Below are 25,484 nucleotides of genomic sequence, written 5' to 3' on the forward strand. Positions count from 1 at the left end.
CCCACCACCCGCCGCCACGCCGCCTACCCACCCACCCACCGCTCGCGCTCGTTCCTGGCGCCCGCCTCGTACCTTGTGTGGCGGCTCCCCGGCGTGTCTCCCCGGCGTGCCTCCCCGGTTCATCGCCGGCCCGCGCCCTGCCCTTGGCAGGGCGCGGGCCGTGAGGGCGTGCTTCTGCCCTCCGGCGGCGCACCCGGCCTCCGGCCCCGTGGGGGCGATCGGACCTCGGGCTGGCCCGGCCATCGGCTCGTCCGGCCGGGGCGTGCCCGTGGTGCCGTGGGGCGGTCCGGTGGCTGCCGAGCCGTGCAGCCGCCGGGACCGCGCCCGTCGTCGTTCGTGCCTTCTCCTCCTCGTCTCCTCTAGCCCGGGGGCAGCGGCTGCCACAGGCAGCCGCAGTCCGGGTGTCCGCGCAGCCGCAGCCGCCGTGGCATGCCGTCGCCGGCCGACACCTCGCACCAGCCGTCGACGCTCGGCGGCCGCCCGCCGTCCAGGTAGACCTGGACGTGGAGCGCCGCGAGGCCGGCGACGGCCGTCGCCAGGGCCGTGTCGCAGGCCGGGGTGCGGGCCCGGCCGGGCCCGTTCTGGGCCAGCTGGGCCAGGACCCGCGGCCAGGCGGCGTCCTCGTCCTCGCGGCGCAGCACCAGGCAGTGCCCGCATGCCGACATCCGGGGGATCACCAGCGGCCCGATGATGCCGAACTCCTCGACGACGCCCACGTACAGGTGCGGCACGCCGGCCCGCAACAGCAGTCGGGCCTCGTACGTCCCGCCCGCGAAGGCGGCGCTGCCGTCCCGTGGCGCGAGCACCACGAAGTCGGGCGGTGCCTCGCCGGATTTTCGGCGCGGGGCGGGCAGCAGTGGCCGGGCCGAGGCCCGTTGCACCGCCTCCCGGGCGACCGTGGAGCGCAGCCGGCCGACGTCCTTGGCGGGGATGCCCGCGGGGGAGCAGTCGCCGGGGAGCACCCGCCCGCCGTCCGCCACGGTGACCGTTCCGGCGCCGCCGGCGGCGAGCACCGCCGCCACGGCGGCGCCGACCCGTCCCGCGCCGCGGACCTCGATCCGCAGGTCGGCCCGGCGGGCCAGGACGGTCGGCGCGGCGCCGGGGCTGGAGTGGACGAGGGAGAGCGAGGCGAGGTCCGGCCCGAGTTGGTCCCGGTGTGCCTTCGGGAAGCGTTCGAGCGCGTTGCCGGATGCTTCCGCGTCGTCCAGCAGCCCGGTCTCCTCGAGTTCGGTGAGGAGGGCGGCGGCGGGTTCGCGGCCGAGGCCGATGCGTTCGCCGGCGTCCAGGAGTATCGGTCGGTCGCGCGTGCCGTCGAGCAGCGCGAGGAAGGCGCAGAGTGTCTTGTCGGCGTTGCCGAGCACGCCGGCGAAGCGGGTGACGGTGCCGAACTGCAGGGTCTCGGAGTCCCGCCAGCTGCGGGACAGGGCGGGCTTCAGGGCAAGGCGCACGGCGATCTTCCTTCCGATCGTTTCCGGACGGCTGATCGCAGCTAACACCATCGGGCCGACGTCGTGCGGAAAGTTATCCACAGGCCCAGAGTCATGATCACATGATCTGTTCGCAGGCCCTGTGGATAACTGGCGATCCCCCCGGGCGTCGATTTCCGGACACCCGCTGTCGACCTTTCGTTCCCGATCACTCCATGAAAGATTTCGGCCTGGGCACCGGACTTCTGTCGGTGGTAGCGGGTAACGTCGTGTGGCATGGCAGCCGAGCGGGACTCCCATCCATCGGCGTCGCGTCGGCGTGCCCGTGCAGCGTCCGGGTCGCAAGTGGCGGCGCCGAGCACGCGCGGGCGCCCGGACCAGGAGCAGCAGACGGGGGCCGGGCCCGCCGAGCCGCACGACCGAAGCCGGGTCGAGGTGCGCCGCAGTGCCCGCCGCAGCCGGACGGTGTCGGCGTACCGGGAGGGTGACCGCACGGTGGTGCTGATTCCGGCGCGGATGTCGCACGCCGAGGAGCAGCGCTGGGTGGCGCAGATGCTGGAGAAGCTCGCGGCCCAGGAGAAGCGGCGGGTTCTGGGTGACGACGCCCTGATGGCCCGGGCCCGTGACCTGTCGGCGGCCTATCTGGGCGGCCGGGCCCAGCCGGTGCAGGTCCGCTGGGTGACCAACCAGAACTCGCGTTGGGGCTCGTGCACCCCCGCCGAGGGGACGATCCGTCTGTCGCACCGGCTCCAGGGGATGCCGGAGTACGTCCTGGACTACGTGCTGCTGCACGAGCTGGCGCACCTGCTGGTGCCGGACCACGGGCCGGCGTTCTGGGCGCTGCTGGAGGCCTATCCCCGGACGGAGCGGGCGCGCGGCTATCTGGAGGGTGTGGTGTCGGCGGCCCGTCTGCCGCACATTCCGGGGGCCCGGAGCGAGGGGCCCGGGGTGGATCCGGCGGGTTCCTGCGGCTGAGCGGTGGGATCGGGGGAGGGACGGGCGAGGGGCGCGGGCCGTACGGGCCCGCGCCCCTCGTTGTCGTCGTGCTTCAGCCGGTGAGCTGCCGGGCGCGTGCGACGAGGTCGCGCACCGAGTGGTCGGTGAGCTCCGGCAGGTGGTCGTAGTCGAACCAGCGCAGGTCCAGCGATTCCTCGCTGATGAGTGCCTGCGCGCCGGCCGGGGCCAGCGCGATGTACTGGACGTCCAGGTGGGTGTTCTCCGGCCGGTCCTTGCCGGTGCAGCGGACCTGGTGCCGGTCGAGCTTGGCGGGGACGGGCACGCCGTCCGCCGTCAGCAGCGTGAGGTCGGGGATGCCGGACTCCTCGACGGCCTCGCGCAGCGCGGCCGCGGCGAGGGTGGGGTCGCCGGGCTCGCAGTGCCCGCCCATCTGCAGCCACATGCCGACCTTGGGGTGCAGGGTGAGCAGCACCCGTCCGGCCGCCGGGTCGACGACGGCCGCGCTCGCGGTGATGTGTGCGGGCAGGCAGGCGCGGTAGAGGCCTTCGGGCTGCTCGTCGAGGTGCGCCAGGTAGTCGCGGCGCAGCTGGTCCTGTTCCTGTTCGGCGGGGCGCCAGTCGGTCAGGGTGCGGACGGCGTCGGCGTGCAGGGCGGGGGTGTCCGGGTGGGTGGACGTCATGCGGTGGGCTCGCCCTTTCCGTCGGTGTCGCCGTCGTCGTTCTTGGTGAGGTCGGGCTTTCCGGTGTTGCCGGCGGCGGCTTCGCCGAGCAGCTTGTCGAGGGCGTCGAAGTCGATGCCGCCTTCGAGGTCGCCGCTGCCGCGGTGGACGAAGGCGTCGGGGTCGTCCAGGTCGGCGGCGGTGGGCAGCATGTCGGGGTGCTCCCAGAGGGCGTCGCGGCCTTCGATGCCGCGGGCGTCGGCGAGCAGTGCCCACAGCCGGGCGGCGTCGCGCAGGCGGCGGGGGCGCAGTTCGAGGCCGACGAGGGTGGCGAAGGTCTGTTCGGCGGGTCCGCCGGCGGCGCGGCGGCGGCGGACGGTTTCGCGCAGGGCGTCGGCCTGCGGCAGGTGGGGTGCGGCGGCGGCGTGGACGACGGCGTCGACCCAGCCTTCGACGAGGGCGAGCGCGGTCTCCAGGCGGGCGAGGGCGGCCTTCTGCTCGGGGGTGTCCTCGGGCTGGAGGAGGCCGCCGGCGAGGGCGTCCTGGAGGGCTTCGGGGTTGCTCGGGTCGAGCTGGCCGACGAGTTCCTCCATGCGCGTGGTGTCGACCTTGATGCCGCGGGCGTAGGCCTCGACGGCGCCGAGGAGGTGGGCGCGCAGCCACGGGACGTGGGCGAAGAGGCGCTGGTGGGCGGCTTCGCGCAGCGCGAGGTAGAGCCGGACTTCGTCGGTGGGCACGTTGAGGCCCTCGCCGAATTCGGCGACGTTCTGCGGCAGCAGGGCGGCCTTGCCGGCGGGGGCGAGGGGCAGGCCGATGTCGGTGGAGCCGACGACCTCGGCGGCGAGGGCGCCGAGGGCCTGGCCGATCTGGGTGCCGAACATGGCGCCGCCCATGGAGCGCATCATGCCCATGAGGGGGCCGGCCATGGCCTGCATCTCCTCGGGCAGGACGCCGCCCATGGCGGTGCCGACGCGTTCGGCGACGGGGTCGACGAGGTCCTTCCAGACCGGGAGGGTGGCCTCGATCCATTCGGCGCGGCTCCAGGCGACGGCGGTGCCGGCGCCGGAGGGGAATTCGGTGGAGCCGTCGAGCCACAGGTCGGCGAGGCGGACGGCTTCGGCGACGGCGGAGCGTTCGGCGGCGCTGACCGATCGGTCCTTGGTCTTGCCTTCGGCGGGTTCGGCGATGACGGTCTGGCGGGCGATGTTGGTGGCGAGGTCCCAGTTCACGGGGCCGCCCTCGAAGGAGAGCATCTGGCCGAGCTGCTGGAAGGCGGCGCCCAGGTCGTTCGGGCCGAGGCCGCCGAACATCGCGGCGAAGGGGTTGTCGGCGCCGCCGGGGGCGCCCGGGGTGCCGGGCATGCCGGGCATGCCGAAGAGGGCGCCGAAGGGGTTTCCGGTGCCGAAGCCGAACGGCTGCTGGCCGCCGGCGGCGGGCTCGGTGGGGCCCTGGTCCTTCTTCTTCTGCGCGTCGTCGGGCTTGGCCTTGCCGTCCTCGGGCTCCTCGGGCGGAACGCCGAATCCGAAGGGAAGGTCGCTCACGGGGTCCTCGATCCGGTCGGCCGTCATGCGGGTGTGGCGGGATGTGCTGCCCGCCCGGGGCACCGGCTCAGTGGGGGACTCGTGCGCGGCTCCCGTGCGGCAGGCCCGCGCCGGGTGCACCGCGGGGCCTTCGCCTCGGGCAGGATGGACGTACGTGACACACGTCCGTACGCACATAAGCTAACCGTGGAGGATGGCCGGTGAGTTCCCCGCCTTCGGACGTTCGCTCTGGGCTGACCGGAGGAGAGGACGCCCCGGACACCACGGCGTCGCCGCCTCCAGCCTACGGCGGGCGGCCGCTGACCGTGGCGGTGACCGGTGCCGCGGGTGTGCTGGGCGAGCGGGTCGCGGCCCGGCTGGTGGCCTCGCCGCACGTGCGCCGGGTGCTGGCGGTGGACGATCGGCGCGGTGACGTGCCGGGGGTGCAGTGGCGGGTGCTGGACGTGCGGGACCCCGCGGTCGCGGAGCGGCTGGCCGGGGTGGACGTGGTGGTGCACCTGGCGATGGACTTCGGGATGGAGTCGGATCCGCGGGCGCGCAGCGCGTACAACGTGCGGGGCGCGCAGACGGTGCTGACGGCGGCCGCGGCGGCGGGGGTGCACCGGGTGGTGCTGTGCACGTCGGCGATGGTCTACGGGGCGCTGGCGGACAACGAGGTGCCGCTGGCGGAGGACTCGGAGCTGCGGGCGACCGAGGAGGCCTCGCTGGTCGGGGACCTGCTGGAGATCGAGCGGTTGGCGAGACGGGCGCCGCGGGCCCATCCGGGGCTGCAGGTGACGGTGCTGCGCCCGGCGGTGGTGGTGGGGCCGGGGGTGGACACGGTGCTGACCCGGCACTTCGAGGCGCCGCGGCTGCTGGTGGTGGCGGGTTCGCGCCCGTGCTGGCAGTTCTGCCACGTGGACGATCTGGCGGGGGCGTTGGAGTACGCGGCGCTGGGCCTGGTCGAGGGCGAGGTGACGGTCGGCTGTGACGGCTGGCTGGAGCAGGAGGACGTGGAGCGGCTGTCGGGCATCCGGCGGATGGAGTTGCCGGCGTCGTTGGCGTTGGGGACGGCGGCGCGGTTGCACCGGCTGGGGCTGACTCCGGCTCCGGCGGGGGATCTGGCGTACACGATGTATCCGTGGGTGGTGTCGGGCAGCCGGCTGCACGAGGCGGGTTGGCGTCCGGGGTTCACCAACGAGCAGGTGCTGGCGGAGCTGCTGGCGCAGGTGTCGGGCAAGCACGCGGTGGCGGGGCGCCGGCTGGGGGGCAAGGAGGCGGCGACGAGTCTGGGGGCGGCCGGGGCGACGGTGGCGCTGGTGGGTACGGCGGCGCTGGTGCGGCGGGCCCGGAAGCGGCGTCGGTTCTGACCCACCGCGGAGGCGGCGCTTCTCACGATGCGGAATTGCCACATCGTGATGTGGAAACCCCTTGTCGTGGGCGGGCGGGGATGGGCAATCATGGGGTCATGTCCGAGAACCACGACCCCATCCGCCTGCTCGCCGTCCGCGACACCCCGCTCTCCCTGGACGAGGTGTACGAGGCGGTCGGCGACGACGCGGCCGGCGGGACGACCGTCTTCGTCGGGACGGTCCGCGACCACGACGGCGGCAAGTCGGTGACGGCGCTGGAGTACAGCTGCCACCCGAGTGCCGAGCAGGAGATGCGCCGGGTCGCCGAGAAGGTCGTCGCGGACTTCCCGGTGCTGGCGCTCGCCGCGGTGCACCGGGTCGGCCGGCTGGAGATCACCGACAAGGCCGTGATCGTCGCCGTCTCCTGCGCGCACCGCGGCGAGGCCTTCGCGGCGGCCCGCCGGCTGATCGACGACCTGAAGCACGAGGTGCCGATCTGGAAGCACCAGGTCTTCGCGGACGGCGAGGAGGAGTGGGTCGGCGCCGGGGCGTGCTGAGGCCGCGGCGGGTGCGGACGGTGGCGTTCTGCACACGCTGCGCGGTCGCCGGGTGAGGCGCGCCGGGTCCTCACTCGAACGGGCCCGGGCGGGGGCCTCGAATACTCCCTGGAAGTGAGCCGATCGGCGGTGCCGTAACCCGGACGGCGCCGTCGGCGTTGTCCGCCGGAGTGGTTAATCTGCTCGTAGACACGACGAGCTGGGAGTACCGACATGAGTGCGCTCGCCTGGTTGATCATTCCGGTCATCGCCGTCCTGCTCGCCGCCATGTGGGCCGGCTGGGCCCAGCGGGCCCCGAGGGCCACGGGGGACCCGGCCTCGCTCGCCGAGCACCGGCGCTTCATGGCCGCGATGGAACGCACCACCGCCGGCGCCGCCGCCTCCCGGGAGCACTCGGGCCGGTAGCGGCCCGAAGCCCCGGCCCGCCGGGCGCCGCGTCGCCGGCGTCCCGTACTGTCGAGGCATGCCACGCCGCTCCGCGACGATGCTCGCTGCCACCCTGCTGCTCATAGCGCTGCTCTGCGTCTCGGTGCTGATGAAGGTGCCGTACACGGAGATGAGTCCGGGCCCGACGTACAACACGCTCGGCGACCAGGGCGGGAAGCCGGTGATCACCATCACCGGGCACGACTCGTACCCGACGACCGGGCACCTCAACATGACCACCGTCCAGGTGACCGGGGCCCGGTACGAGCCCAGCCTGGTGAACGCGGTGATCGGCTGGCTGCGCGACGACGTGCTGGTGGTGCCGCACGACAACGTCTACCCGAAGGGGCAGACGGACGCCGACGCCAAGAAGCAGAACGCCGAGGAGTTCGCCTCCTCCGAGGACAGCGCCCGCACCGCCGCGCTCAAGCAGCTGGGCGTCCCGGTCGGCAGTGAGCTGATCGTCAAGTCGGTCACCGCCGGCGCGCCCGCCGAGGGCCGGCTGCACGCGGGGGACCAGATCGTCGCCGTGGACGGCGCCGCGGTCACCTCGGTCGACCAGGTGGTCGCCGCCGTCACCAAGCACAAGCCGGGCGAGTCCGCGGTCTTCACCGTGGTGCCCCGGGTGAAGGACGCGGCGGGCGGCCCGGCCGCCGCCGCCCAGCCGGCCGCGCCCGGCGCCCGCACCGACGTCACCGTCCCGACCGTGAAGGTCCGCGACCTGGACCCGAAGGCCCCGGCGGAGCGGGCCGACCTCGCGGCGGTCGGCATCGGCACCGGCATCCGGCACACCTACCCGTTCCAGATCGACATCGGCCTGCAGGACGTCGGCGGCCCGAGCGCCGGGCTGATGTTCTCGCTCGGCATCATCGACAAGCTCACCCCGGGCGGCGACATCACCGGCGGGAAGTTCGTCGCCGGCACCGGCACCATCGACGACGACGGGAAGGTCGGCCCGATCGGCGGGATAGCGATGAAGATCATCGCGGCCCGGGACGCCGGTGCCGAGTACTTCCTCACCCCGTCCTCGAACTGCGCCGAGGCGGCGAAGAACGTGCCGTCCGGGCTGACCCTGGTCAGGACGGACACGCTGGACGGCGCGCTGAAGTCGCTGGAGCAGATCCGCTCCGGGCAGGCCTCGGCGCTGCCGTCCTGCGCCAAGTAGTCTCAGGCCCGCTAGGAGAAGGTCGCCAGCAGCGCTTCGGTCAGGCCGGGCACCAGGTCCGGCCCGGTCAGCACCTCGCGGGCGACGTCCTTGGAGCGCAGCCGCAGGGCGATCTCCTTCTTGCCGTCGCGCAGCACGGCGGCGGTGATCCGCACCTCCTCGCGCTGGGGGTGGTTGGCCACCCACTCGGCGAGCTGGGCGTCGCTGGCGCCGCGCGGGCGGGACTGCTCGGCGCCGGGGGGCAGCATCTGCCGCTCGACGACGAGGGCGCAGCCGGCCACCGCGTCGGGCCAGGCGATGGTGGCGAGGAACTTGTCGAGTTCCATGCCGGCCGGGATCTCCTCCTGCTCGACGGGGGTGAGGCCGGCCGCGTCGTCGTCGGCGAGGCCGAGCTGCTTGGCGATGCGCGGGTCGGCCTTGCGCAGGGCGGCGCTGTCCACCAGGGCGAACAGCCGGGCGGGGAGGTCCCAGCCGAGGGAGGCGGCGTACTCGTCGATCTCCAGCGCGGCCCGGGTGAGCGGGGAGGCGGCCGGGAGCTTGGAGACGTCGTCGGGGGAGTTGCTGAATGCAGACGCGTCGGACATGCCCCAATCCTCACACGTCGGGCGGCCCGCGGGCGCCTCGTGGGGCGGGGCGGCGGCCGGGTGCGGGGTGTAGTAACCGTCTGCTAACGGTGGGAACTCGGCCAAAGCCTGGTTAAGTTGCTCTGAAGACCGACCGACTCCAGACGACACAGCTGAGGTGCCACCGTGGTATTCCAGATGCCGGAACGCTCAGGGCCGGGTTTCCGGCGCAGGGTAGGCCCGCCCTCCCGGCGGGCGCGGGTCGCCCTGCTGACCCTGGGCGTGCTCGCGGTGCTGTTCCTGCTGTTCGTCATGTTCGCCGGGTTCTGGACGGACTGGCTGTGGTTCAGGTCGGTCCACTACTCGTCGGTGTTCACCACGCAGCTGTGGACGAAGGTCGGCCTGTTCGCGGTGTTCGGCCTGCTGATGGCGGCCGTCGTCGGCTTCAACATCTGGCTGGCGCACCGGCTGCGGCCGCCGCTGTCGGCGATGTCGGTCGAGCAGCAGAGCCTGGACCGCTACCGGGCGGGGCTGGCGCCGTTCAAGCGCTGGGCGCTGATCGGGATCTCGCTGGTGATCGGGCTGGTGGCGGGCGCGGCCGCGTCCGGCCAGTGGCGGACCTGGCTGATGTGGGTGAACTCGACGTCCTTCGGTGAGAAGGACGCGCAGTTCGGCATGGACGTCTCCTTCTACGCGTTCGACCTGCCGTTCTACGAGTTCGTGCTGGGCTTCGCGTTCAGCGCGGTGATCGTGTCGCTGCTGACGTCGACGATGGTGCACTACCTGTACGGGGGGCTGCGGCTGCAGGGCCCGGGCCGGCGGGCGAGTGCGGGAGCGCAGGGGCACCTGGCGGTGCTGCTGGGCGTGTTCGTGCTGCTGAAGGCGGCGGCGTACTGGCTGGACCGGTACGCGCTGGCGGTGAAGACCGGTTCGTACAAGGGTGTCTCGGGCTGGACGGGCCTGCGCTACGTGGACGCGAACGCGTTCCTGCCGGCGAAGACGATCCTGTTCTTCGTGGCGGTCATCTGCGCGGTGCTGTTCTTCCTGACGCCGGTGCGCCGCACCTGGGCGCCGGCGCTGATCGGGCTGGGCCTGATGGTGCTGTCGGCGGTGCTGATCGGCGGGCTGTACCCGGCGATCGTGCAGCAGTTCCAGGTCAAGCCGAACGAGCAGGCCAAGGAGACGCCGTACATCCAGAAGAACATCGACGCGACGCGGCAGGCGTACGGGATCGCGGACGCGCAGACCACCTCGTACACCCCGCAGGGGTCGACGACGGCGGACGCGCTGAAGCCGGACGCGCAGACGGTCGCGGACGTGCGGCTGGTGGACCCGAACGTGGTGTCGCCGGTGTTCCAGTCGCTGGAGCAGCAGCGCAACTACTACGCCTTCCCGAGCACGCTGGACGTGGACCGGTACGGCAGCGGCGCGGGCAAGCAGGACGCGGTGATCGGCCTGCGCGAGCTGGACCTGAACGGGGTGCAGCGCAACTGGATCAACGACCACTTCAAGTACACCCACGGCTACGGCGCGGTGGTCGCCAAGGGCAACCAGGTCGACACGACGGGCCAGCCGGTGTTCACCGAGTCGGGCCTGCCGGCGACGGGCACGCTGGGGGACTACGAGCAGCGGATCTACTACGGCGAGAAGACGACGTCGTACTCGATCGTCGGCGGCTCGAACAAGGAGATCGACTACACCGACGTCAAGACCGGTGTGAACGTCGAGACGACGTACGAGGGCGCGAGCGGCGTCTCGCTGGACAACCCGATCACGCGGGCCGCGTACGCGGTGCGCTTCGCGGAGCCGCAGATCCTGTACGCGGGGGCGATCACCGACGGCGCCAAGGTGATCTACAACCGGACGCCGAAGGAGCGGGTGGAGAAGGTCGCGCCGTGGCTGTCGATCGACGCCGACCCGTACCCGGTCGTGATGGACAAGCACGTGGTGTGGGTGGTGGACGGCTACACCACCTCGGACGGCTTCCCGTTCTCGTCGAAGACGACGCTGGGCACCGCGACGAAGGACTCGCTGACGAACCAGCGCGGTGAGCTGCTGGCCGTCGCCAACCAGGTCAACTACATCCGCAACTCGGTCAAGGCCACGGTGGACGCGTACACCGGCGAGGTGAAGCTCTACCAGTGGGACGAGAAGGACCCGGTGCTGAAGACCTGGATGAAGGCCTTCCCGGGCACGGTCGAGCCGAAGGCGGACATCCCGCAGTCGCTGCTGCCGCACCTGCGCTACCCGCAGGACATGTTCAAGGTGCAGCGCGACCTGCTCGGCCAGTACCACGTGACGGACTCCAACTCGTTCTTCAACGGCAGTGACATCTGGCAGGTCCCGGTGGACCCGACCAGCGACACCAAGCAGGTCCAGCCGCCGTACTACGTGACGGTGCGGATGCCGGACGCCGCGAACGCGAGCTTCTCGCTGACGAGTTCGTTCGTGCCCAACGACCGGCCGAACCTGGCGGCGTTCATGGCGGTGAACGCGGACCCGGGGGACGACTACGGGAAGATCCGGGTGCTGAAGATGACCGGCGAGTCCGGTGCCCCCGGCCCGGGTCTGGTGCAGTCGAAGTTCAACTCCCGCAAGGAGGTGGCGAACCAGATCTACGCGCTGAAGAACGGCGACACGGTGCTGGAGTACGGGAACCTGCTGACGCTGCCGGTCGGCGGCGGGCTGCTGAACGTCGAGCCGGTGTACGTGCGCGGGCGCGGCGCCAAGTACCCGACGATGCAGAAGGTCCTGGCGGTGTACGGGGACGACAACGTGGCGTTCGAGAACACCCTCGAGGACGCGTTGAAGAAGCTGTTCGGCGACGGGACGCCGCCGGTGACGCCGGTCGCGCCGTCGACCTCGTCCACGCAGGGCGGCACGCCGACCGCGCCGGGGACCCCGACCAGCCCGACGGCCCCGGCGACGCCGGCGCCGACCGGATCGGCGACGCCGGCGCCCACCGCGCCGGCCACCCCGGCGCCGGGCGGGACGATCTCGCCGGAGCTGCAGAAGGCGCTCGGTGACGCGGAGAAGGCGTACAACGACAGCCAGACGGCGTTCAAGAACGGCGACTGGGCGGCGTACGGCACCGCGCAGAAGGCGCTCGGGGACGCGCTGAAGGCCGCCGAGGCGGCCCGTGGCGGCGCCCCGGCGCCGACTCCGGGGGGCACCACGGCGCCCCCGCCGCCGGCCGCCCCGGCGGCGGGGGGATCGGCGAGCCCCCGGCCGTAGGCCTCCCAGCTGCGGAAACCGTTTTCCGTTCCACCCCGCGACCGTGCTATGGTTTAACCACCGACGCGGGGTGGAGCAGCTCGGTAGCTCGCTGGGCTCATAACCCAGAGGTCGCAGGTTCAAATCCTGTCCCCGCTACTCAGTAGCCGGAAGGCCCGGAGGATTCGTCCTCCGGGCCTTCTGCGTTCCCGCCGCGGGATTCTCCCCCGCAAGCGGGGGGAACCGCTCCGGTACTATCGACCGTCGCCAAGGAGGACGGCAGTGGGGTTTGTGGGGTCGGTGTGTCGGGAAATCGACAAAGCGCCGAAGCAATTTCGTCGGCTTCGGGTCGGCCCCGCCCGAATTCGGCCGGGGCAGGTGTACGCGGGTTGCGGGTGATGCGACGATGGGACACATGGGGGACGGTGCACGGCTGCTGACCGGTCGTCCGGTCCGGCGCCTCCCCTGGGAGTCCCCCCGGCGACGGGCCGGGGCGCGGTGCCGCGTCACTCTGGGGGAGCGGGAGTCGGCATGAGGCTGATCGGCAAGTACGGCCCGGGCGCCAAGCCGGCGGCCGCCGTCGAGGCGGACACCGACGCCTGGGCGGAGAGCACCGAGAGCCCCGAGAGCCGCCCCGGTGCCCTGCCCGCCCAGCGCACCAGCGGACTCTCCGAGCGCCCGCCGGCCGGCGGGTCCGGGCCGGACAGCCTGGTGCACGTGCCGACCCGTCAGTTCGCCGCCGAGGTCGGCAGCTACGGCCCGCAGGGCGGCGCCCTCGCCGCGGAAGGCCCGGCCGGCGCCGCGCTCGACCCGGCCGGCCTGGACCCGACCAGCTTCGAGACCGCGCTCGCCGCCCGCGAGTCCGCCGCGCTGGAGGCCCGGCACCGGCAGGCCGCGGACGGCGGCGACCCGGACGCCGCCTGCCGGCTCGGCACCCTGCTGCTGCGCCGCGGCGAGCTGGAGGACGCCGAGGCCTACCTGCGCCGCGCCGCGGCCGCCGGGCTGCGCGCCGCCGCCAACAACCTCGGCGTGCTGCTGCACCAGCAGGGCCACCGCGCCGAGGCCGGCCAGTGGTGGCGCCAGGCCGCCGTCGCCGGCAGCGCCCCGGCCGCGCACGCGCTCGGCCTGCAGCTGCGCGACCAGGGCGAGGAGGAGGCCGCCGAGTACTGGCTGCACTTCGCCGCCGACCACGGCCACCCGCTCGGCGCCTACGCGCTGGGCGACCTGATGGAGCACCGGCGCGACGTGCGGGCCGAGCGCTGGTTCAAGGTCTCCGCCGACGCCGGGCACCGCGAGGCCGCCTACCGGCTGGCCCGGATGCGCGAGGCCGCCGGCGACAAGGACACCGCCGAGGCCTGGTACCGCACCGCCGCCGCCCGCAGCCACGCCCGCGCCGCGCTGCGCCTGGGCGTGCTGCTGGAGGAGCGCTCCGGCGGCGAGCAGGCGCTGCTGGACGAGGCCGCCCGCTGGTACCGGCAGTCCGCGCAGAACGGCGAGGCGCGGGCCGCCTGCGCGCTCGGCTTCCTGCTGCGCGACTCCGGGGACCTCACGGCCGCCGCCGAGTGGTGGCAGGAGGCCGCCGAGGCCGGCGACGGCAACGCCGCCAACGCGCTCGGCGCCCTGCACGCCGGGCGCGGCGCCGCCCGGGAGGCCGAGCACTGGTACCGCACCGCGCTGGACGCCGGAGACCAGAACGGCGCCTTCAACCTCGGGCTGCTGTGCGCCGGCGCCGGCCGCGAGCAGCAGGCCGAGCAGTGGTACCGCCGGGCCGCGTACGCCGGGCACCGGGAGGCCTGCAACGCGCTGGCCGTCGTGCTGCTGCAGCGCGGCGACGAGTCCGGCGCCGAGCCGTGGTTCTCCAAGGCCGCCGAGGCGGGCAGCGTCGACGGCGCGTTCAACCTCGGCGTGCTGCACGCCGGGCGCGGCGAGCAGCGGCAGGCCCAGGAGTGGTACGCGCGGGCGGCCGCGGAGGGGCACGGCGAGGCGGCGCTGCAGCTGGCCGTCGTCCAGGAGCAGCGCGGCAACCTGGCGGGCGCGCTGGAGCGCTACCGGCAGGCGGCGGCGGGTGGGTCGGCGGAGGGGGCGTTCCGGCTGGCCTCGGTGCTGGACCGGCGCGGGGACGCGGACGCCGAGGCGGAGCACTGGTACGCGGTGGCGGCGGACGCCGGGCACCGGCGGGCGCAGGTGCGGATGGGCGTGCGGGCGGCCGAGCGGGGGGCGCTGGAGATCGCCGAGAGCTGGTACCGGCGGGCGGCGGAGGCGGGCAGTCGCAGTGCGGCGTTCAACCTGGGGCTGCTGCTGGCGCGGCAGGACAGTGAGGCGGAGGCGATGCTCTGGTACACCCGGGCCGCCGACGCGGGGCACGGGCGGGCGGCGCTGCGTCTGGCGCTGCTGGCGCTGCGCCGGGGCGAGCCGGTGCAGGCGGAGAACTGGTGCCGGCGGGCGATCGACTACGGGCCGGCCGAGGTGGCGGAGCGGGCCGGGCGGCTGCTCGGCGCGCTGCACGCGGAGTTGAGCGCCTGATTTCCCTGCCGGGGGCGGCAGTTGGGGTGCGGGCCGGGCCGGTGCGGCGGTGGTCGCGGTGGTGGTTCCCGGGACAGGACGGGTCATGCCAGGGGATTGGTATCGGTGTTGACTTGGACAATGTCTAAGTTAGGATCGTGTCAGCACGACGACCGGATGACGCGGAGGCACCCCCATGACCACCCAGGACGAGCTGCGCCCGACCCTCACCACGGAGGCGGGGGCCCCCGTCGCCGACAACCAGAACACCGAGACGGCGGGCGTCGGCGGCCCGGCCCTCGTCCAGGACCAGCTGCTGTTCGAGAAGCTCGCGCACTTCAACCGGGAGCGGATCCCGGAGCGCGTGGTGCACGCCCGCGGCGCCGGCGCGTACGGCACCTTCACGGTGACCGCCGACGTGACGCCCTGGACCCGGGCGGCGTTCCTCGCCGAGGCCGGCCGGCAGACCGAGGTGTTCCTGCGCTTCTCCACGGTGGCCGGCAACCTCGGCTCGGCCGACGCGGTGCGCGACCCGCGCGGTTTCGCGGTGAAGTTCTACACCGAGGAGGGCAACTACGACCTCGTCGGCAACAACACCCCGGTGTTCTTCATCAAGGACGCCGTGAAGTTCCCCGACTTCATCCACACCCAGAAGCGGGACCCGTACACCGGCTCGCAGGAGGCCGACAACGTCTGGGACTTCTGGGGCCTGTCGCCCGAGGCCACCCACCAGGTGACCTGGCTGTTCGGCGACCGCGGCATCCCGGCCTCCTACCGGCACATGAACGGCTACGGCTCGCACACCTACCAGTGGCAGAACGAGGCCGGCGAGCACTTCTGGGTCAAGTACCACTTCAAGACCGACCAGGGCGTCCGCAACCTCACCCAGGCCGAGGCCAACGCCCTCGCCGGCGAGGACCCGGACAGCCACCAGCGGGACCTGCGCGAGGCCATCGAGCGCGGCGACTTCCCCAGCTGGACGGTGCAGGTGCAGATCATGCCCGCGGCCGACGCCGCCGCCTACCGGTTCAACCCCTTCGACCTCACCAAGGTCTGGCCGCACGCCGACTACCCGCCGATCGAGATCGGCCGGCTGGAGCTGAACCGCAACCCCGACAACGTCTTCGCCGAGGTCGAGCAGTCGGTGTTCTCCCCGGCGCACTTCGTGCCCGGCATCGGCCCGTCCCCCGACAAGATGCTCCAGGGCCGGCTGTTCGCCTACGCCGACGCCCACCGCTACCGGGTCGGCATCAACGCCGACCACCTGCCGGTCAACCGCCCGCACGCCACCGAGGCCCGCACCAACGGCCGCGACGGGTACCTGTACGACGGGCGGCACGGGCGGCAGAAGAACTACGAGCCGAACAGCTTCGGCGGCCCGGTCCAGACCGGCCGCCCGCTGTGGGCCGCGACCGCCGTCGACGGCCACACCGGCACCCACGCGGCGCCCGCCCACGCCGAGGACGACGACTTCGGGCAGGCCGGCGCCCTGTACCGGCTGTACTCCGAGGAGGAGAAGCAGCGGCTGATCGCCAACCTGGCGGGCTTCATCGCCAAGGTCTCGGCCGAGCGCGAGGACATCGTGGCGCGGGCGATCGACAACTTCCGCAAGGCCGACGCCGATTACGGGCAGCGGCTGGAGGCGGCGGTCCGGGAGCTGCGCAAGCGGTAACGGCCGGACCGGGAAGGCCGCGGGCCCCTTGACCAGCTCCCACTGGTCAAGGGGCCCGCACTGCTGCTCGCCCGCTCGCCTCCGAGCCGGAGCGGCGCTCAGACGCTGAGGCGCCGCAGCGTCTCCTCGTGCAGGAGGCCGTTGGTGGCGACGGCGTCGGCGCCGCCCGGGCCGTCGATGCCGTCCAGGCCGGTGAAGCGGCCGCCGGCCTCCTGGACGACGATGCAGGGCGCGGCCATGTCCCACAGCGACAGCTCGGGCTCGGCGGCGATGTCGACGGCGCCCTCGGCGAGCATCATGTAGGACCAGAAGTCGCCGTAGGCGCGGGTGCGCCAGCAGGCCCGGGTGAGGTCCAGGAACGGGTCGAGGCGGCCGCGCTCCTCCCAGCCGGACAGCGAGGAGTAGGAGAGCGAGGCGTCCTCGATCCGGGAGACGCCGGAGACGTGGATCCGGGAGGCCTTGGCGAGGCTGCGGCCCGCGAAGGCGCCCAGCCCCTCGGCGGCCCACCAGCGGCGCTGCAGCGCGGGCGCGGAGACGATGCCGACCACCGGGCGCTCGACGCCGTCCGGGCCGTCCTCGATCAGCGCGATCAGGGTGGCCCAGACCGGGACGCCGCGGATGTAGTTCTTGGTGCCGTCGATCGGGTCGATCACCCAGCGGCGGGGGCCGGAGCCCTGCAGGCCGAACTCCTCGCCGAGGACGGCGTCGCGCGGGCGGGCGCGCTGCAGGACGCCGCGGACCAGCTCCTCGGCGGCCTTGTCGGCGTCGCTGACGGGGGTGAGGTCGGGCTTGGTCTCGACCTTCAGGTCGAGGGCGCGGAAGCGCTCCAGGGTGACCGAGTCGGCCGAGTCGGCGAGGACGTGGGCGAGTCGGAGATCGTCGTGGTAGTCGGCCATGGGCGAAACCCTAGCCCAGGGCCTCCCCCGCTTCAGTGGGCCGTGCCGCTGAGCTGGAGGCCGATGACGCCGGCGATCACCAGGGAGATGGAGACGAGCTTGAGCACCGAGGTGGTCTCGTCCAGGAAGGCCATGCCGTAGATCGCGGTGCCGGCCGCGCCGATGCCCGTCCACACCGCGTAGGCGGGGCCGACCGGGAGGCTCTTGAGGGAGAGGGTGAGCAGGCCGAAGCTGCCGAGGGCGAACACGCAGAAGCTGACGGTGGGCCAGAGCTTGGTGAAGCCCTCGCTGAGCTTGAGGTTGATCGCGAAGCCGGTCTCCAGCAGGCCGGCCAGGACCACCAGGGCCCATGCCATCCGTGCCCTCCCTGTCGATCGACGGGCCGGGCCCGCGCCGGCCCGACTTTCCTATGATCACCAGGCGGGCGCGGTCCGACACCTCGAACGGCGGGGAAGCCGGAGGGCGGCGCGGGCGTCAGTCGCCCTCGCGGGCCTCCTTGCTGGAGAGCAGGCGGCGCAGCGAGTACAGCCGGGCGCCCTCGGCGTGGCCGTCCGCGACCCAGGCGTCCAGGGCGCAGTCCGGTTCGTCGTGGCTGCAGGCGCGCGGGCAGTCGACGGTGCCGGGCTCCAGGTCGGGGAAGGCGTGGATGACCCGGGACGGGTCGATGTGGGAGAGGCCGAAGGAGCGGAAGCCCGGAGTGTCGATCACCCAGCCGGTGTCGAGGGCCTTCTTCGAGCCGGGCTTGGCGCCGGGCGGCGGGGGCAGGCGCAGGGCGAGGGCGGAGACGGTGGTGTGCCGGCCGCGGCCGGTGACGGCGTTGACCCGGCCGGTCTGCCGCTGGCGGTCCGGGACGAGGGAGTTGACCAGGGTGGTCTTGCCGACGCCGGAGTGGCCGATGAAGACGGTGGACAGGCCGCGCAGGTGCTCGCGGACGGCCTCGGCGCCGGTGGTCTCCAGTTCGTCCCGGCGGGTGACCACGTAGGTGATGCCGAGCGGGGCGTAGGACTCGAGCAGCGGTTCGGCCGGGGCGAGGTCGGACTTGGTGAGGACGAGCAGCGGTTCCATGCCGGCGTCGTAGGCGGCGACCAGGCAGCGGTCGATCAGCCGGGGCCGGGGCTCGGGGTCGGCGAGGGCGGTGACGATGGCGAGCTGGTCGGCGTTGGCGACGACGATCCGCTCGTACGGGTCGTCGTCGTCGGCGGTGCGCCGCAGGACGGAGCTGCGCTCCTCGACCCGGACGATCCGGGCGAGGGTGTCGGCGTCCCCGGAGAGGTCGCCGACGATGTTGACGACGTCGCCGACGACGACGCCCTTGCGGCCCAGTTCGCGGGCCTTCATGGCGACGACCTCGCGTTCCTGCTTCGTCCCCGGGTCGACCAGGCAGGTGAGCCGGCCGCGGTCGACGGTGAGCACCATCGCCTCGGCGGCGTCCTCGTGCTTGGGTCGGATGCGGGTCCGCGGCCGGGAGCCCCGGCGGGCGGGGCGGTTGCGGATGTCGTCCTCGTCGGCGTCCTTGCCGTAGCGGCGCATGGCTTCAGTCTCCGCTCAGCTGCCCGCCGCCGCTTCGCCGAGCAGGTCCGCCCACAACTGCGGGAAGTCGGGCAGGGTCTTGGCGGTGGTGGCGATGTTCTCGACCTGGACGCCGGGCACGGCGAGGCCGATGACGGCGCCGGCGGTGGCCAGGCGGTGGTCCTCGTAGGTGTGGAAGACGCCGCCGTGCAGCGGGCGGGGGCGGATCCGCAGGCCGTCCTCGGTCTCGCTGACGTCGCCGCCGAGGTCGTTGATCTCCTTGGCGAGGGCGGCGAGCCGGTCGGTCTCGTGCAGGCGCAGGTGGGCGATGCCGTACAGGTGGGACTCGGAGTCGGCGAGGGCGGCGACGGCGGCGATCACCGGGGTGAGCTCGCCGACGTCGTGCAGGTCGGCCTCGATGCCGTGGATGCGGCCGGTGCCGGTGAACTGCAGGCCCTCGTCGGTGAACTCGCAGGCGCCGCCCATCCGGGTGTACAGCTCGCGGAGCTGGTCGCCGGGCTGGGTGGTGTGCTTGGGCCAGTCGCGGACGGTGACCCGGCCGCCGGTGGCGAGGGCGGCGGCGAAGAACGGGGCGGCGTTGGACAGGTCGGGCTCGACGACGAGGTCGCGGCCGATCAGGGCGCCGGGGGTGACCCGCCAGACGTCCTTCTCGCCGCCGTCCTCGGGGGCGTCGACCTGGACGCCGGCCTTGCGGAGCATCTCGACGGTCATCCGGATGTGCGGCAGCGACGGCACCGGGCCGCCGACGTGCCGGACCTCGACGCCCTGCCGGTAGCGGGCGCCGGAGAGCAGCAGGGCGGAGACGAACTGGGAGGAGGCGGAGGCGTCGAGCTCGACCGGGCCGCCGTCCAGGCCGCCGGTGCCGTGCACGGTGAAGGGGAAGGTGCCGCGGCCGTCGTCCTCGATCCGGGCGCCGAGGGCGCGCAGGGCGTTGATGACGCCGTGCTGGGGGCGCTCGTGGCTGCGCGGGTCGCCGTCGAAGTGCACGGGGCCGTCGGCGAGGACGGCGAGCGGGGGCAGGAAGCGCATGACCGTGCCGGCGTTGCCGACGTCGACGGTGGCCGGGCCGAGCAGGGCGGGGGCGGGGATGACCCGCCAGGCCTCGCCGCCGCCGTAGCCGCCGGAGTCGTTGTTGACCTGCTCCTCGATGCCGACGCCGAGGGCGCGCAGACCGTCCGCCATCAGCTGGGAGTCGCGGCTGCGCAGCGGGCGGCGCACCCAGCCGGGCTCGTCGGCGAGTGCCGCCAGCACCAGGGCCCGGTTGGTGACCGACTTCGAGCCGGGGATGGTGACGGTGGCGTCCACGGGGGTGGTCGCGACGGGGGCGGGCCACAGGGTCTCGGTCATGGGGGCCAGTCTAGGGCGCGGCGCGGGGGCGTTCCGGCGCTGGCCCGCATGGCGGGACGGGCGGTCGGCTACAGCGGCTGGAGGAGCCAGGAGGCGCCGAGGGCGAGGCTGGCGAGGGCGGTGAGCAGGAAGACGGCGACCCAGGCGAGGGCGGGGACGTGGGTGAGGCGGGCGAGCTGGTCGGCGTCGGAGTCGCGGGCCCAGCCGATGCGGCGCTGGTGCTGCAGTTCCAGGACGGGGCGGACGGCGCCGAAGAGCAGGAACCAGCAGCCGAGGTAGGCGAAGCCGGCCTGGACCTGGGCGGTGCCGAACCAGGAGACGAGGAAGAAGGCGCCGCCGGCGAGCAGCACGGTGAACAGGCCGAAGGCGTTGCGGATGCGGACGAGCAGGGCGAGCAGCAGGGCGATGGCGAGCCAGAGCAGCAGGGTGATGCGGTCGGCGGCGAGCAGGGCGGCGCAGCCGAGGCCGAGCAGGGCGGGGGCGGTGTAGCCGGCGGCGGCGGTGAGGACCATGCCGGGGCCGGTGGGGCGGCCGTAGGAGAGGGTGAGGCCGGAGGTGTCGGAGTGCAGCCGGATGCCGGCGAGTTTGCGGTTGGTGGCGAGGGCGGCGAGGCCGTGGCCGCCTTCGTGGGCGATGGTGACGGCGTTGCGGGCGACGTGCCAGATCGGGCGGGCGAGGACGGCGAGCAGGGCGGCGCAGCCGGTGGTGAGGACGAGCCAGCCGGGCGGGGCGGCCTGGGTGCCGGTGACCTGGTCCCACAGGTCGCCGAGGGTGTGGTCGGTCGGGTGCGTGCTCATGGTCCTTGGCTCCGTCCGCTGCGTTGGGCCGTTCGGGGCAGCCTCCCATGCGGGGACGGGCGGGCGGGGGCGGGTGGTTCTGCCGGGGGGATGAGGAAGTGGTGAGGAGGGCGGGCATGGCAAGCTGGCCCGCATGTGCGGTCGCTTCGCAGCCAGCAGCAGGCCCGAGGACCTCGTCGACCTGTTCGGCGTGGAGTTCTGGGATCCGGGGGAGACGCTGGACCCGAACTGGAACGTCGCCCCGACGAACAGTGCCTTCGTGGTGCTGGAGCGGTTGGCGAAGCACGAGCCGCGGGCGGTGCGGCAGTTGCGGGCGCTGCGCTGGGGGCTGGTGCCGCAGTGGTCGGGTTCGGCGGAGACCGCGGTGAAGATGATCAATGCCCGGGCGGACACGGTGCACGAGAAGCCGGCGTACCGGCAGGCGTTCGCGTCGCGGCGGTGCATCCTGCCGGTGGACGGCTACTACGAGTGGCAGACGGTGCCGGGGGCGCGGGGGAAGGCGCGCAAGCGGCCGTTCTTCGTGTCCCGGGCGGACGGTGCGCCGCTGGCGCTGGCGGGGCTGTACGAGTTCTGGCGGGACCGGACGGTGCCGGCGGACCATCCGCGGGCCTGGCTGGTGACCTTCGCGGTGGTGACGACGGAGGCGGAGGAGCTGCTGGCGCCGATCCACGAGCGGATGCCGCTGTTCCTGGACGCGGGTTCGTGGGACGCGTGGCTGGATCCGGGGGCGGACGACCCGGAGGAGCTGCGCGGGCTGCTGATACCGCCGCCGCCGGGGGCGCTGCTGGCCACGCCGGTGTCGCCCGCGGTGGGGAGCATCCGCAACAACGGCCCGGAGCTCGTGGAGCCGTACACCGAGGTCGAGACCACACTCTTCTGAACTGTCGAATGGGAGCCATGGGATGACCGTCGAGCTCGTGGACACCGAGGCGGGCGAGGCCCGGATCACGTACCACCGGGCGGTGGAGCCCCGGGCGGTGCTGGCGCTGGGGCACGGCGCGGGCGGCGGGGTGGAGGCCCGGGACCTGGTGGCGCTGGCAGCCGCGCTGCCGCCGCGCGGGATCACCGTGGCGCTGGTGGAGCAGCCGTGGCGGGTGGCGGGGCGGAAGGTGGCGCCGGCGCCGAGGACGCTGGACCTGGGCTGGCGGCCGGTGGTCGAGCTGCTGGCGGCCCGGGGGCCGGCGCTGGTGGTCGGCGGGCGCAGTGCCGGGGCGCGGGTGGCGTGCCGTACGGGCGCGGCGACCGGGGCGGTGGGGGTGGTGGCGCTGGCGTTCCCGCTGCACCCGCCGGGGAGGCCGGAGCGGAGCCGGGCCGAGGAGCTGCTGGAGTCGGGGCTGCCGACGCTGGTGGTGCAGGGGCCGGCGGACCCGTTCGGCGGGCCGGGGGAGTTCCCGCGGCTGCCGCCGGGGCACGAGCTGGTGGCGCTGCCGTACGGGAACCACGGGTTCGAGGTGCCGAAGCGGGCGGAGGTGGGGCAGGAGGAGGTGCTGGACCTGCTCTGCGGGGCGGTGGGGGACTTCGTGCTGCGGCTGGGGTGAGCGGGGCGTACCGGGTCGATCACTCGTGCGAGTGAATGGTGCGTGCGGGCGGGAATGCCTGCGGGCTCCGGGTGGTTGTCGCCTTCGTCAGCGTGAGCGGCAGCTACGAGTCACCGGTGAGAGGCAGGGCAGATGGGTTCGATCGCGTGCCCCGAACGGCCTGAGGAGCGCGAGGCCGCCACGGCGTTCGCTCCCTCGTGGTCGGACTGGCTCGACGCGGGCGAGAAGCCCGTCAGCCCGATATCCTCCATTTCTGGGCGGCCCGCCGTGGGCCGCGCTCGTCATGCCGAGGAGGTGGGTCCGGTCGTCGGGACCGAGCACGAGGCCGAGCCGGGCCGTGGCCCGGGCGAGGCCCTGCCTGCGGGCGAGGCGCTCACCGGTGAGGAGCTGGCCGAGGCGATCGGCGAGGACACCTTCCGGGTGTCGGCGGAGGAGAGCGAGGAGGCCCGGCGGGAGCGCTTCGAGCGCGACGCCCTGGGCTACCTGGATCCGATGTACTCGGCGGCGCTGCGCATGACGCGCAACCCGGCCGATGCGGAGGACCTGCTCCAGGAGGCGTTCGCGAAGGCGTACGCGTCCTTCCACCAGTTCCGTGAGGGCACGAACCTCAAGGCCTGGCTGTACCGCATCCTCACCAACACGTTCATCAACTCGTACCGCAAGAAGCAGCGGGAGCCGCAGCGCACCGCGGCGGAGGAGATCGAGGACTGGCAGCTGGCCCGCGCCGAGTCGCACATGTCGACCGGTCTGCGCTCGGCCGAGACCCAGGCCCTGGACCACCTCCCCGACAGTGACGTGAAGGACGCGCTCCAGGCCATCCCGGAGGAATTCCGGATCGCCGTCTATCTCGCGGACGTAGAAGGCTTTGCGTACAAGGAGATCGCGGACATCATGGGTACTCCCATCGGTACGGTGATGTCCCGGCTGCACCGCGGCCGTCGTCAGCTGCGCGGCATGCTGGAGGACTACGCCCGTGAGCGCGGGCTCGTCCCGGCCGGCAGCGGGGCAGGGCAGGAAGCGAAGGGCTCGGGCTCATGAGCTGCGGCGATCCGCACGAAACCGAGTGTGGCGAGGTCCTCGACCACCTCTATGAATTCCTCGACAACGAGATGGCCGAGGGCGACTGCGCCAAGTTGCGCGAGCACTTCGACGAGTGCTCGCCGTGCTTGAAGCAGTACGGGCTGGAGCAGGCGATCAAGGCGCTGATCAAGCGCTCCTGCGGGTGCGACGACACCCCGGCCGACCTGCGCGGCAAGGTGCTGGCCAGGATCGACTCGATCCGGGCCGGGCAGCGCTCGGGCGAGCCGGTGGTGGTCGTGGAGACGGCCTCGGTGGAGGTGCACGTCGAGTCCGCCCGGCCGGCGCCGAGCCTGGCGGCGGAGGGCGAGCCGGTCGAGGCCGGCGCACCGGCGGAGTGACGCCGGCGGGGCCCGCCCCAGCGCCGCGGTCACGGTGCGTGACGGCTGTGCGGGGTGGTCGGCCGGGCGGGGCAGTGCGTCGGTGACGCCTGCCGGAGGGTTCGAACCGGGTGTCCAGCGGCCCCGGGAGCATGCGCTCCCGGGGCCGCTCCCGTTCTGCTCGCGTGCGCCCTCACTCGTTCGGGTGAGTTGGCGGTGCGCCAACTGCGCCATTGCGCGATCATGCGTCCCCGCGCGCGACGAGCGCCCTATCCTCCTGACGGACGCTCACCGCCGGTTGGCCCGGCGTGCTGAGGCAACGCGGGCCCGGACGGCGGGGAGGTCGAGATCGCTACCGACAGTGGAGGCGAACCCCTGGCGCCCGGGGCGGCGCGCTACGCGGTGGCCGTCCCGGTGGCGGCCCTGTGCTGTCTGCTGCCGCTGCTCCCGGCCCCCCTCGCGCCCGGGGTGCCGCGCTGGCTCGCCGCCCCGGTGGACTGGCCGAAGGTCGCCCTGCTCTCCTTCCTGCACGGCTGCTGGGAGTCGCTCGCCCAGGGTCTGCCGACCCCCTGCCTGCGCCTCGTGCGCCGGGCCCTGCTCCGCCCCGCGCTCCCCGAGCGGGCGCCCGCCCGGACCGGGGCGAACGCCTTCTTCCCGGTGCTGTTCGCCGGGGTGCTGATGCTCCCGCCGGCCGCCGCCGCGCTGGTCGCCGTGCCGGCCGCGCTGCTCGGCGGGCCGATCGCGCCGGGCAGCCGGGCGTGTCTGTCCATTCGCCGCGCGCCCGGCTGGAATTGGCAGACACGCCCCCGCAGGCGGCAGCTGTTCAACGGCTCGCAGCTCGCGCTGTGCGCCTTCGCGTCCTCCGTCGCCTTCCACCTGCTGCGCGGCCCGGAGCTGCTGCTCGGCTCCCGCTTCCCGGCCGCGCTGCTGCCCGGCTTCGCCGCCGTCGCGGCGTTCTGCCTGGTCAACGGGGTGCTGGTGGGCGGGATGCTGATGCTCACCGAGGGCCGCCACCCCGGCGTGCTGCTGCGCGGGGCCCGCTCGGTGTGCGGCCTGCCGGTGCTGGTGCACGCGGCCGGCGGGCTGATGGTCGCGGTGCTGTGGCAGGGCCCGTACGGGGCGTTCGCCGCGCTGCTGGCGCTGCTGCCGCTGTCCATCTCGGCCTGGGTGTTCGCCCAGGGGCAGCGCGAGCGGGACGCCCACCAGGCGACCGTGCAGTCGCTGGTGCAGGCGGTGGAGATCAAGGACGCGTACACCCGGGGCCACAGTGAACGGGTCGGCCGGGCCTCGGTGCTGATCGCCACTCAGCTCGGCATGGAGGCCGAGCGGCTGCGCACCCTGCGCTTCGCGGGGATCCTGCACGACGTCGGCAAGCTGGGCGTGGCCACCGAGCTGCTGCGCAGAAACGGTCCCCTCACCGAGGAGGAGCGCCGGGCGGTGGAGGTCCACCCGGTGTACGGGTACGAGCTGGTGCGCGGGATCGACTTCCTCGGCGAGGCGCACGCCGGCATCCTGCACCACCACGAGCGGATGGACGGGCGCGGCTACCCGAGCGGCCTGGCCGGCGATCGGATTCCCGAGTTCGCCCGGATCATCTCCGTCGCCGACGCGTTCGACTCGATGACCTCCACCCGCTCCTACCGGCGCGGGCGGCCCGTCACCGAGGCCGTGGCGGAGCTGGAGCGCTGCTCGGGCAGCCAGTTCGACCCGGTGATGGTGCGGGCGCTGATCGAGGCGCTGGCCGTGCACGACTGGCAGCCGGTGCTGCCGCCGCCCGACGAGGCCATCCGGGCCGTGCCGGACATCCCGCTCGGGGTGCCGGAGCCGGCCCGGGCGGCGCCGGGCCGGGTGCCCGCCCAGGGCGGGGGCGCGCCGATGGCCGGGCAGCCGTGACCGGGCCGCGGGCGCGCACGGCCCGTACCGGGCGCACGGCCCGGGCGGCCGCAGGCGGGGGCGGGGGCGGGGGC

Annotated in this window: 22 protein-coding genes and 1 tRNA gene; 14 read left to right on the forward strand and 9 right to left on the reverse strand. The window is 73.7% G+C overall.

Annotated features, from left to right (window positions below; all coding sequences use genetic code 11):
• Positions 1-359 precede the first annotated feature (359 nt).
• The gene (locus VM95_RS32500; RefSeq protein WP_052707710.1) at positions 360-1,448 is read right to left on the reverse strand and encodes a ThiF family adenylyltransferase; all 1,089 of its coding nucleotides are present in this window, start codon (positions 1,446-1,448) and stop codon (positions 360-362) included.
• A 324-nt stretch (positions 1,449-1,772) separates the two neighbouring features.
• On the opposite strand from VM95_RS32500, the gene VM95_RS32505 reads away from it, so the two are divergent.
• Positions 1,773-2,402, forward strand: a complete 630-nt coding sequence (locus VM95_RS32505; protein ID WP_045703710.1) for a M48 metallopeptidase family protein — start codon at positions 1,773-1,775, stop codon at positions 2,400-2,402.
• A gap of 73 nt (positions 2,403-2,475) precedes the next feature.
• On the opposite strand, the gene VM95_RS32510 is transcribed toward VM95_RS32505, so the two are convergent.
• Complete coding sequence (locus VM95_RS32510) at positions 2,476-3,063, reverse strand: NUDIX hydrolase (RefSeq protein ID WP_045703712.1); 588 nt, start codon at positions 3,061-3,063, stop codon at positions 2,476-2,478.
• On the reverse strand, positions 3,060-4,583 hold the full coding sequence (locus tag VM95_RS32515) for a zinc-dependent metalloprotease (RefSeq protein WP_045703742.1): 1,524 nt from the start codon (positions 4,581-4,583) through the stop codon (positions 3,060-3,062). The genes VM95_RS32510 and VM95_RS32515 overlap by 4 nt, the downstream gene beginning before the upstream one ends.
• 200 nt (positions 4,584-4,783) lie before the next feature.
• Between VM95_RS32515 and VM95_RS32520 the strand changes: the two genes are divergently transcribed.
• From VM95_RS32520 to VM95_RS32535, 4 genes are all read left to right on the forward strand, one after another.
• Positions 4,784-5,932, forward strand: a complete 1,149-nt coding sequence (locus tag VM95_RS32520; RefSeq protein WP_425265380.1) for an NAD-dependent epimerase/dehydratase family protein — start codon at positions 4,784-4,786, stop codon at positions 5,930-5,932.
• Positions 5,933-6,030: 98 nt separating this feature from the next.
• Entirely contained in the window at positions 6,031-6,471 is a 441-nt protein-coding gene (locus tag VM95_RS32525) for a molybdenum cofactor biosynthesis protein MoaE (RefSeq protein ID WP_244179030.1), read from the forward strand.
• A 213-nt stretch (positions 6,472-6,684) separates the two neighbouring features.
• Entirely contained in the window at positions 6,685-6,876 is a 192-nt protein-coding gene (locus VM95_RS32530; RefSeq protein ID WP_045703716.1) for a hypothetical protein, read from the forward strand.
• Positions 6,877-6,934: 58 nt separating this feature from the next.
• A complete protein-coding gene (locus tag VM95_RS32535) occupies positions 6,935-8,062 on the forward strand; it encodes a YlbL family protein (protein ID WP_045703718.1) in 1,128 nt (375 codons plus the stop codon).
• Positions 8,063-8,073: 11 nt separating this feature from the next.
• Here VM95_RS32535 and VM95_RS32540 read toward each other — a convergent pair whose 3' ends face one another.
• Complete coding sequence (locus tag VM95_RS32540) at positions 8,074-8,646, reverse strand: PPA1309 family protein (protein WP_045703720.1); 573 nt, start codon at positions 8,644-8,646, stop codon at positions 8,074-8,076.
• Positions 8,647-8,823: 177 nt separating this feature from the next.
• Between VM95_RS32540 and VM95_RS32545 the strand changes: the two genes are divergently transcribed.
• The 4 genes from VM95_RS32545 to VM95_RS32560 all read left to right on the forward strand — a co-directional run bounded on the left by VM95_RS32545 (position 8,824) and on the right by VM95_RS32560 (position 16,012).
• A complete protein-coding gene (locus VM95_RS32545) occupies positions 8,824-11,859 on the forward strand; it encodes a UPF0182 family membrane protein (RefSeq protein WP_078860887.1) in 3,036 nt (1,011 codons plus the stop codon).
• Between the two features lie 64 nt (positions 11,860-11,923).
• A tRNA-Met gene (locus VM95_RS32550) sits at positions 11,924-11,997 on the forward strand.
• 372 nt (positions 11,998-12,369) lie between these two features.
• Positions 12,370-14,361, forward strand: coding sequence for a tetratricopeptide repeat protein (locus VM95_RS32555; RefSeq protein WP_157882262.1), 1,992 nt, complete (start codon positions 12,370-12,372; stop codon positions 14,359-14,361).
• Between the two features lie 175 nt (positions 14,362-14,536).
• Positions 14,537-16,012 carry a catalase gene (locus tag VM95_RS32560; RefSeq protein ID WP_045703722.1) on the forward strand — a complete coding sequence of 492 codons (1,476 nt, stop codon included), beginning with the start codon at positions 14,537-14,539 and terminating at the stop codon, positions 16,010-16,012.
• Between the two features lie 98 nt (positions 16,013-16,110).
• On the opposite strand, the gene hisN is transcribed toward VM95_RS32560, so the two are convergent.
• The 5 genes from hisN to VM95_RS32585 form a co-directional block, all read right to left on the reverse strand.
• Positions 16,111-16,908: a histidinol-phosphatase gene (hisN, locus tag VM95_RS32565; RefSeq protein WP_045703724.1), complete on the reverse strand. Its 798-nt coding sequence runs from the start codon at positions 16,906-16,908 to the stop codon at positions 16,111-16,113.
• 32 nt (positions 16,909-16,940) lie between these two features.
• Entirely contained in the window at positions 16,941-17,264 is a 324-nt protein-coding gene (locus tag VM95_RS32570; protein ID WP_045703726.1) for a DMT family transporter, read from the reverse strand.
• Positions 17,265-17,382: 118 nt separating this feature from the next.
• The gene (rsgA, locus tag VM95_RS32575; RefSeq protein ID WP_045703728.1) at positions 17,383-18,438 is read right to left on the reverse strand and encodes a ribosome small subunit-dependent GTPase A; all 1,056 of its coding nucleotides are present in this window, start codon (positions 18,436-18,438) and stop codon (positions 17,383-17,385) included.
• Between the two features lie 15 nt (positions 18,439-18,453).
• Complete coding sequence (aroA, locus tag VM95_RS32580) at positions 18,454-19,785, reverse strand: 3-phosphoshikimate 1-carboxyvinyltransferase (protein ID WP_045703730.1); 1,332 nt, start codon at positions 19,783-19,785, stop codon at positions 18,454-18,456.
• Between the two features lie 68 nt (positions 19,786-19,853).
• Positions 19,854-20,582, reverse strand: coding sequence for a M50 family metallopeptidase (locus VM95_RS32585; RefSeq protein WP_045703732.1), 729 nt, complete (start codon positions 20,580-20,582; stop codon positions 19,854-19,856).
• Between the two features lie 133 nt (positions 20,583-20,715).
• On the opposite strand from VM95_RS32585, the gene VM95_RS32590 reads away from it, so the two are divergent.
• The 5 genes from VM95_RS32590 to VM95_RS32610 all read left to right on the forward strand — a co-directional run bounded on the left by VM95_RS32590 (position 20,716) and on the right by VM95_RS32610 (position 25,410).
• On the forward strand, positions 20,716-21,462 hold the full coding sequence (locus tag VM95_RS32590; RefSeq protein WP_045703734.1) for an SOS response-associated peptidase: 747 nt from the start codon (positions 20,716-20,718) through the stop codon (positions 21,460-21,462).
• 22 nt (positions 21,463-21,484) lie between these two features.
• Entirely contained in the window at positions 21,485-22,120 is a 636-nt protein-coding gene (locus VM95_RS32595) for an alpha/beta hydrolase family protein (protein WP_045703736.1), read from the forward strand.
• A 294-nt stretch (positions 22,121-22,414) separates the two neighbouring features.
• Complete coding sequence (locus tag VM95_RS32600) at positions 22,415-23,158, forward strand: sigma-70 family RNA polymerase sigma factor (RefSeq protein WP_425265381.1); 744 nt, start codon at positions 22,415-22,417, stop codon at positions 23,156-23,158.
• Positions 23,155-23,538, forward strand: coding sequence for a mycothiol system anti-sigma-R factor (gene rsrA / locus VM95_RS32605; protein ID WP_045703738.1), 384 nt, complete (start codon positions 23,155-23,157; stop codon positions 23,536-23,538). Before VM95_RS32600 ends, rsrA begins: the two co-directional genes overlap by 4 nt.
• A gap of 381 nt (positions 23,539-23,919) precedes the next feature.
• Positions 23,920-25,410 carry an HD-GYP domain-containing protein gene (locus VM95_RS32610; protein ID WP_052706694.1) on the forward strand — a complete coding sequence of 497 codons (1,491 nt, stop codon included), beginning with the start codon at positions 23,920-23,922 and terminating at the stop codon, positions 25,408-25,410.
• Positions 25,411-25,484: the final 74 nt, after the last annotated feature.

Source organism: Streptomyces rubellomurinus, assembly GCF_000961885.1.
GTDB lineage: Bacteria > Actinomycetota > Actinomycetes > Streptomycetales > Streptomycetaceae > Kitasatospora > Kitasatospora rubellomurina.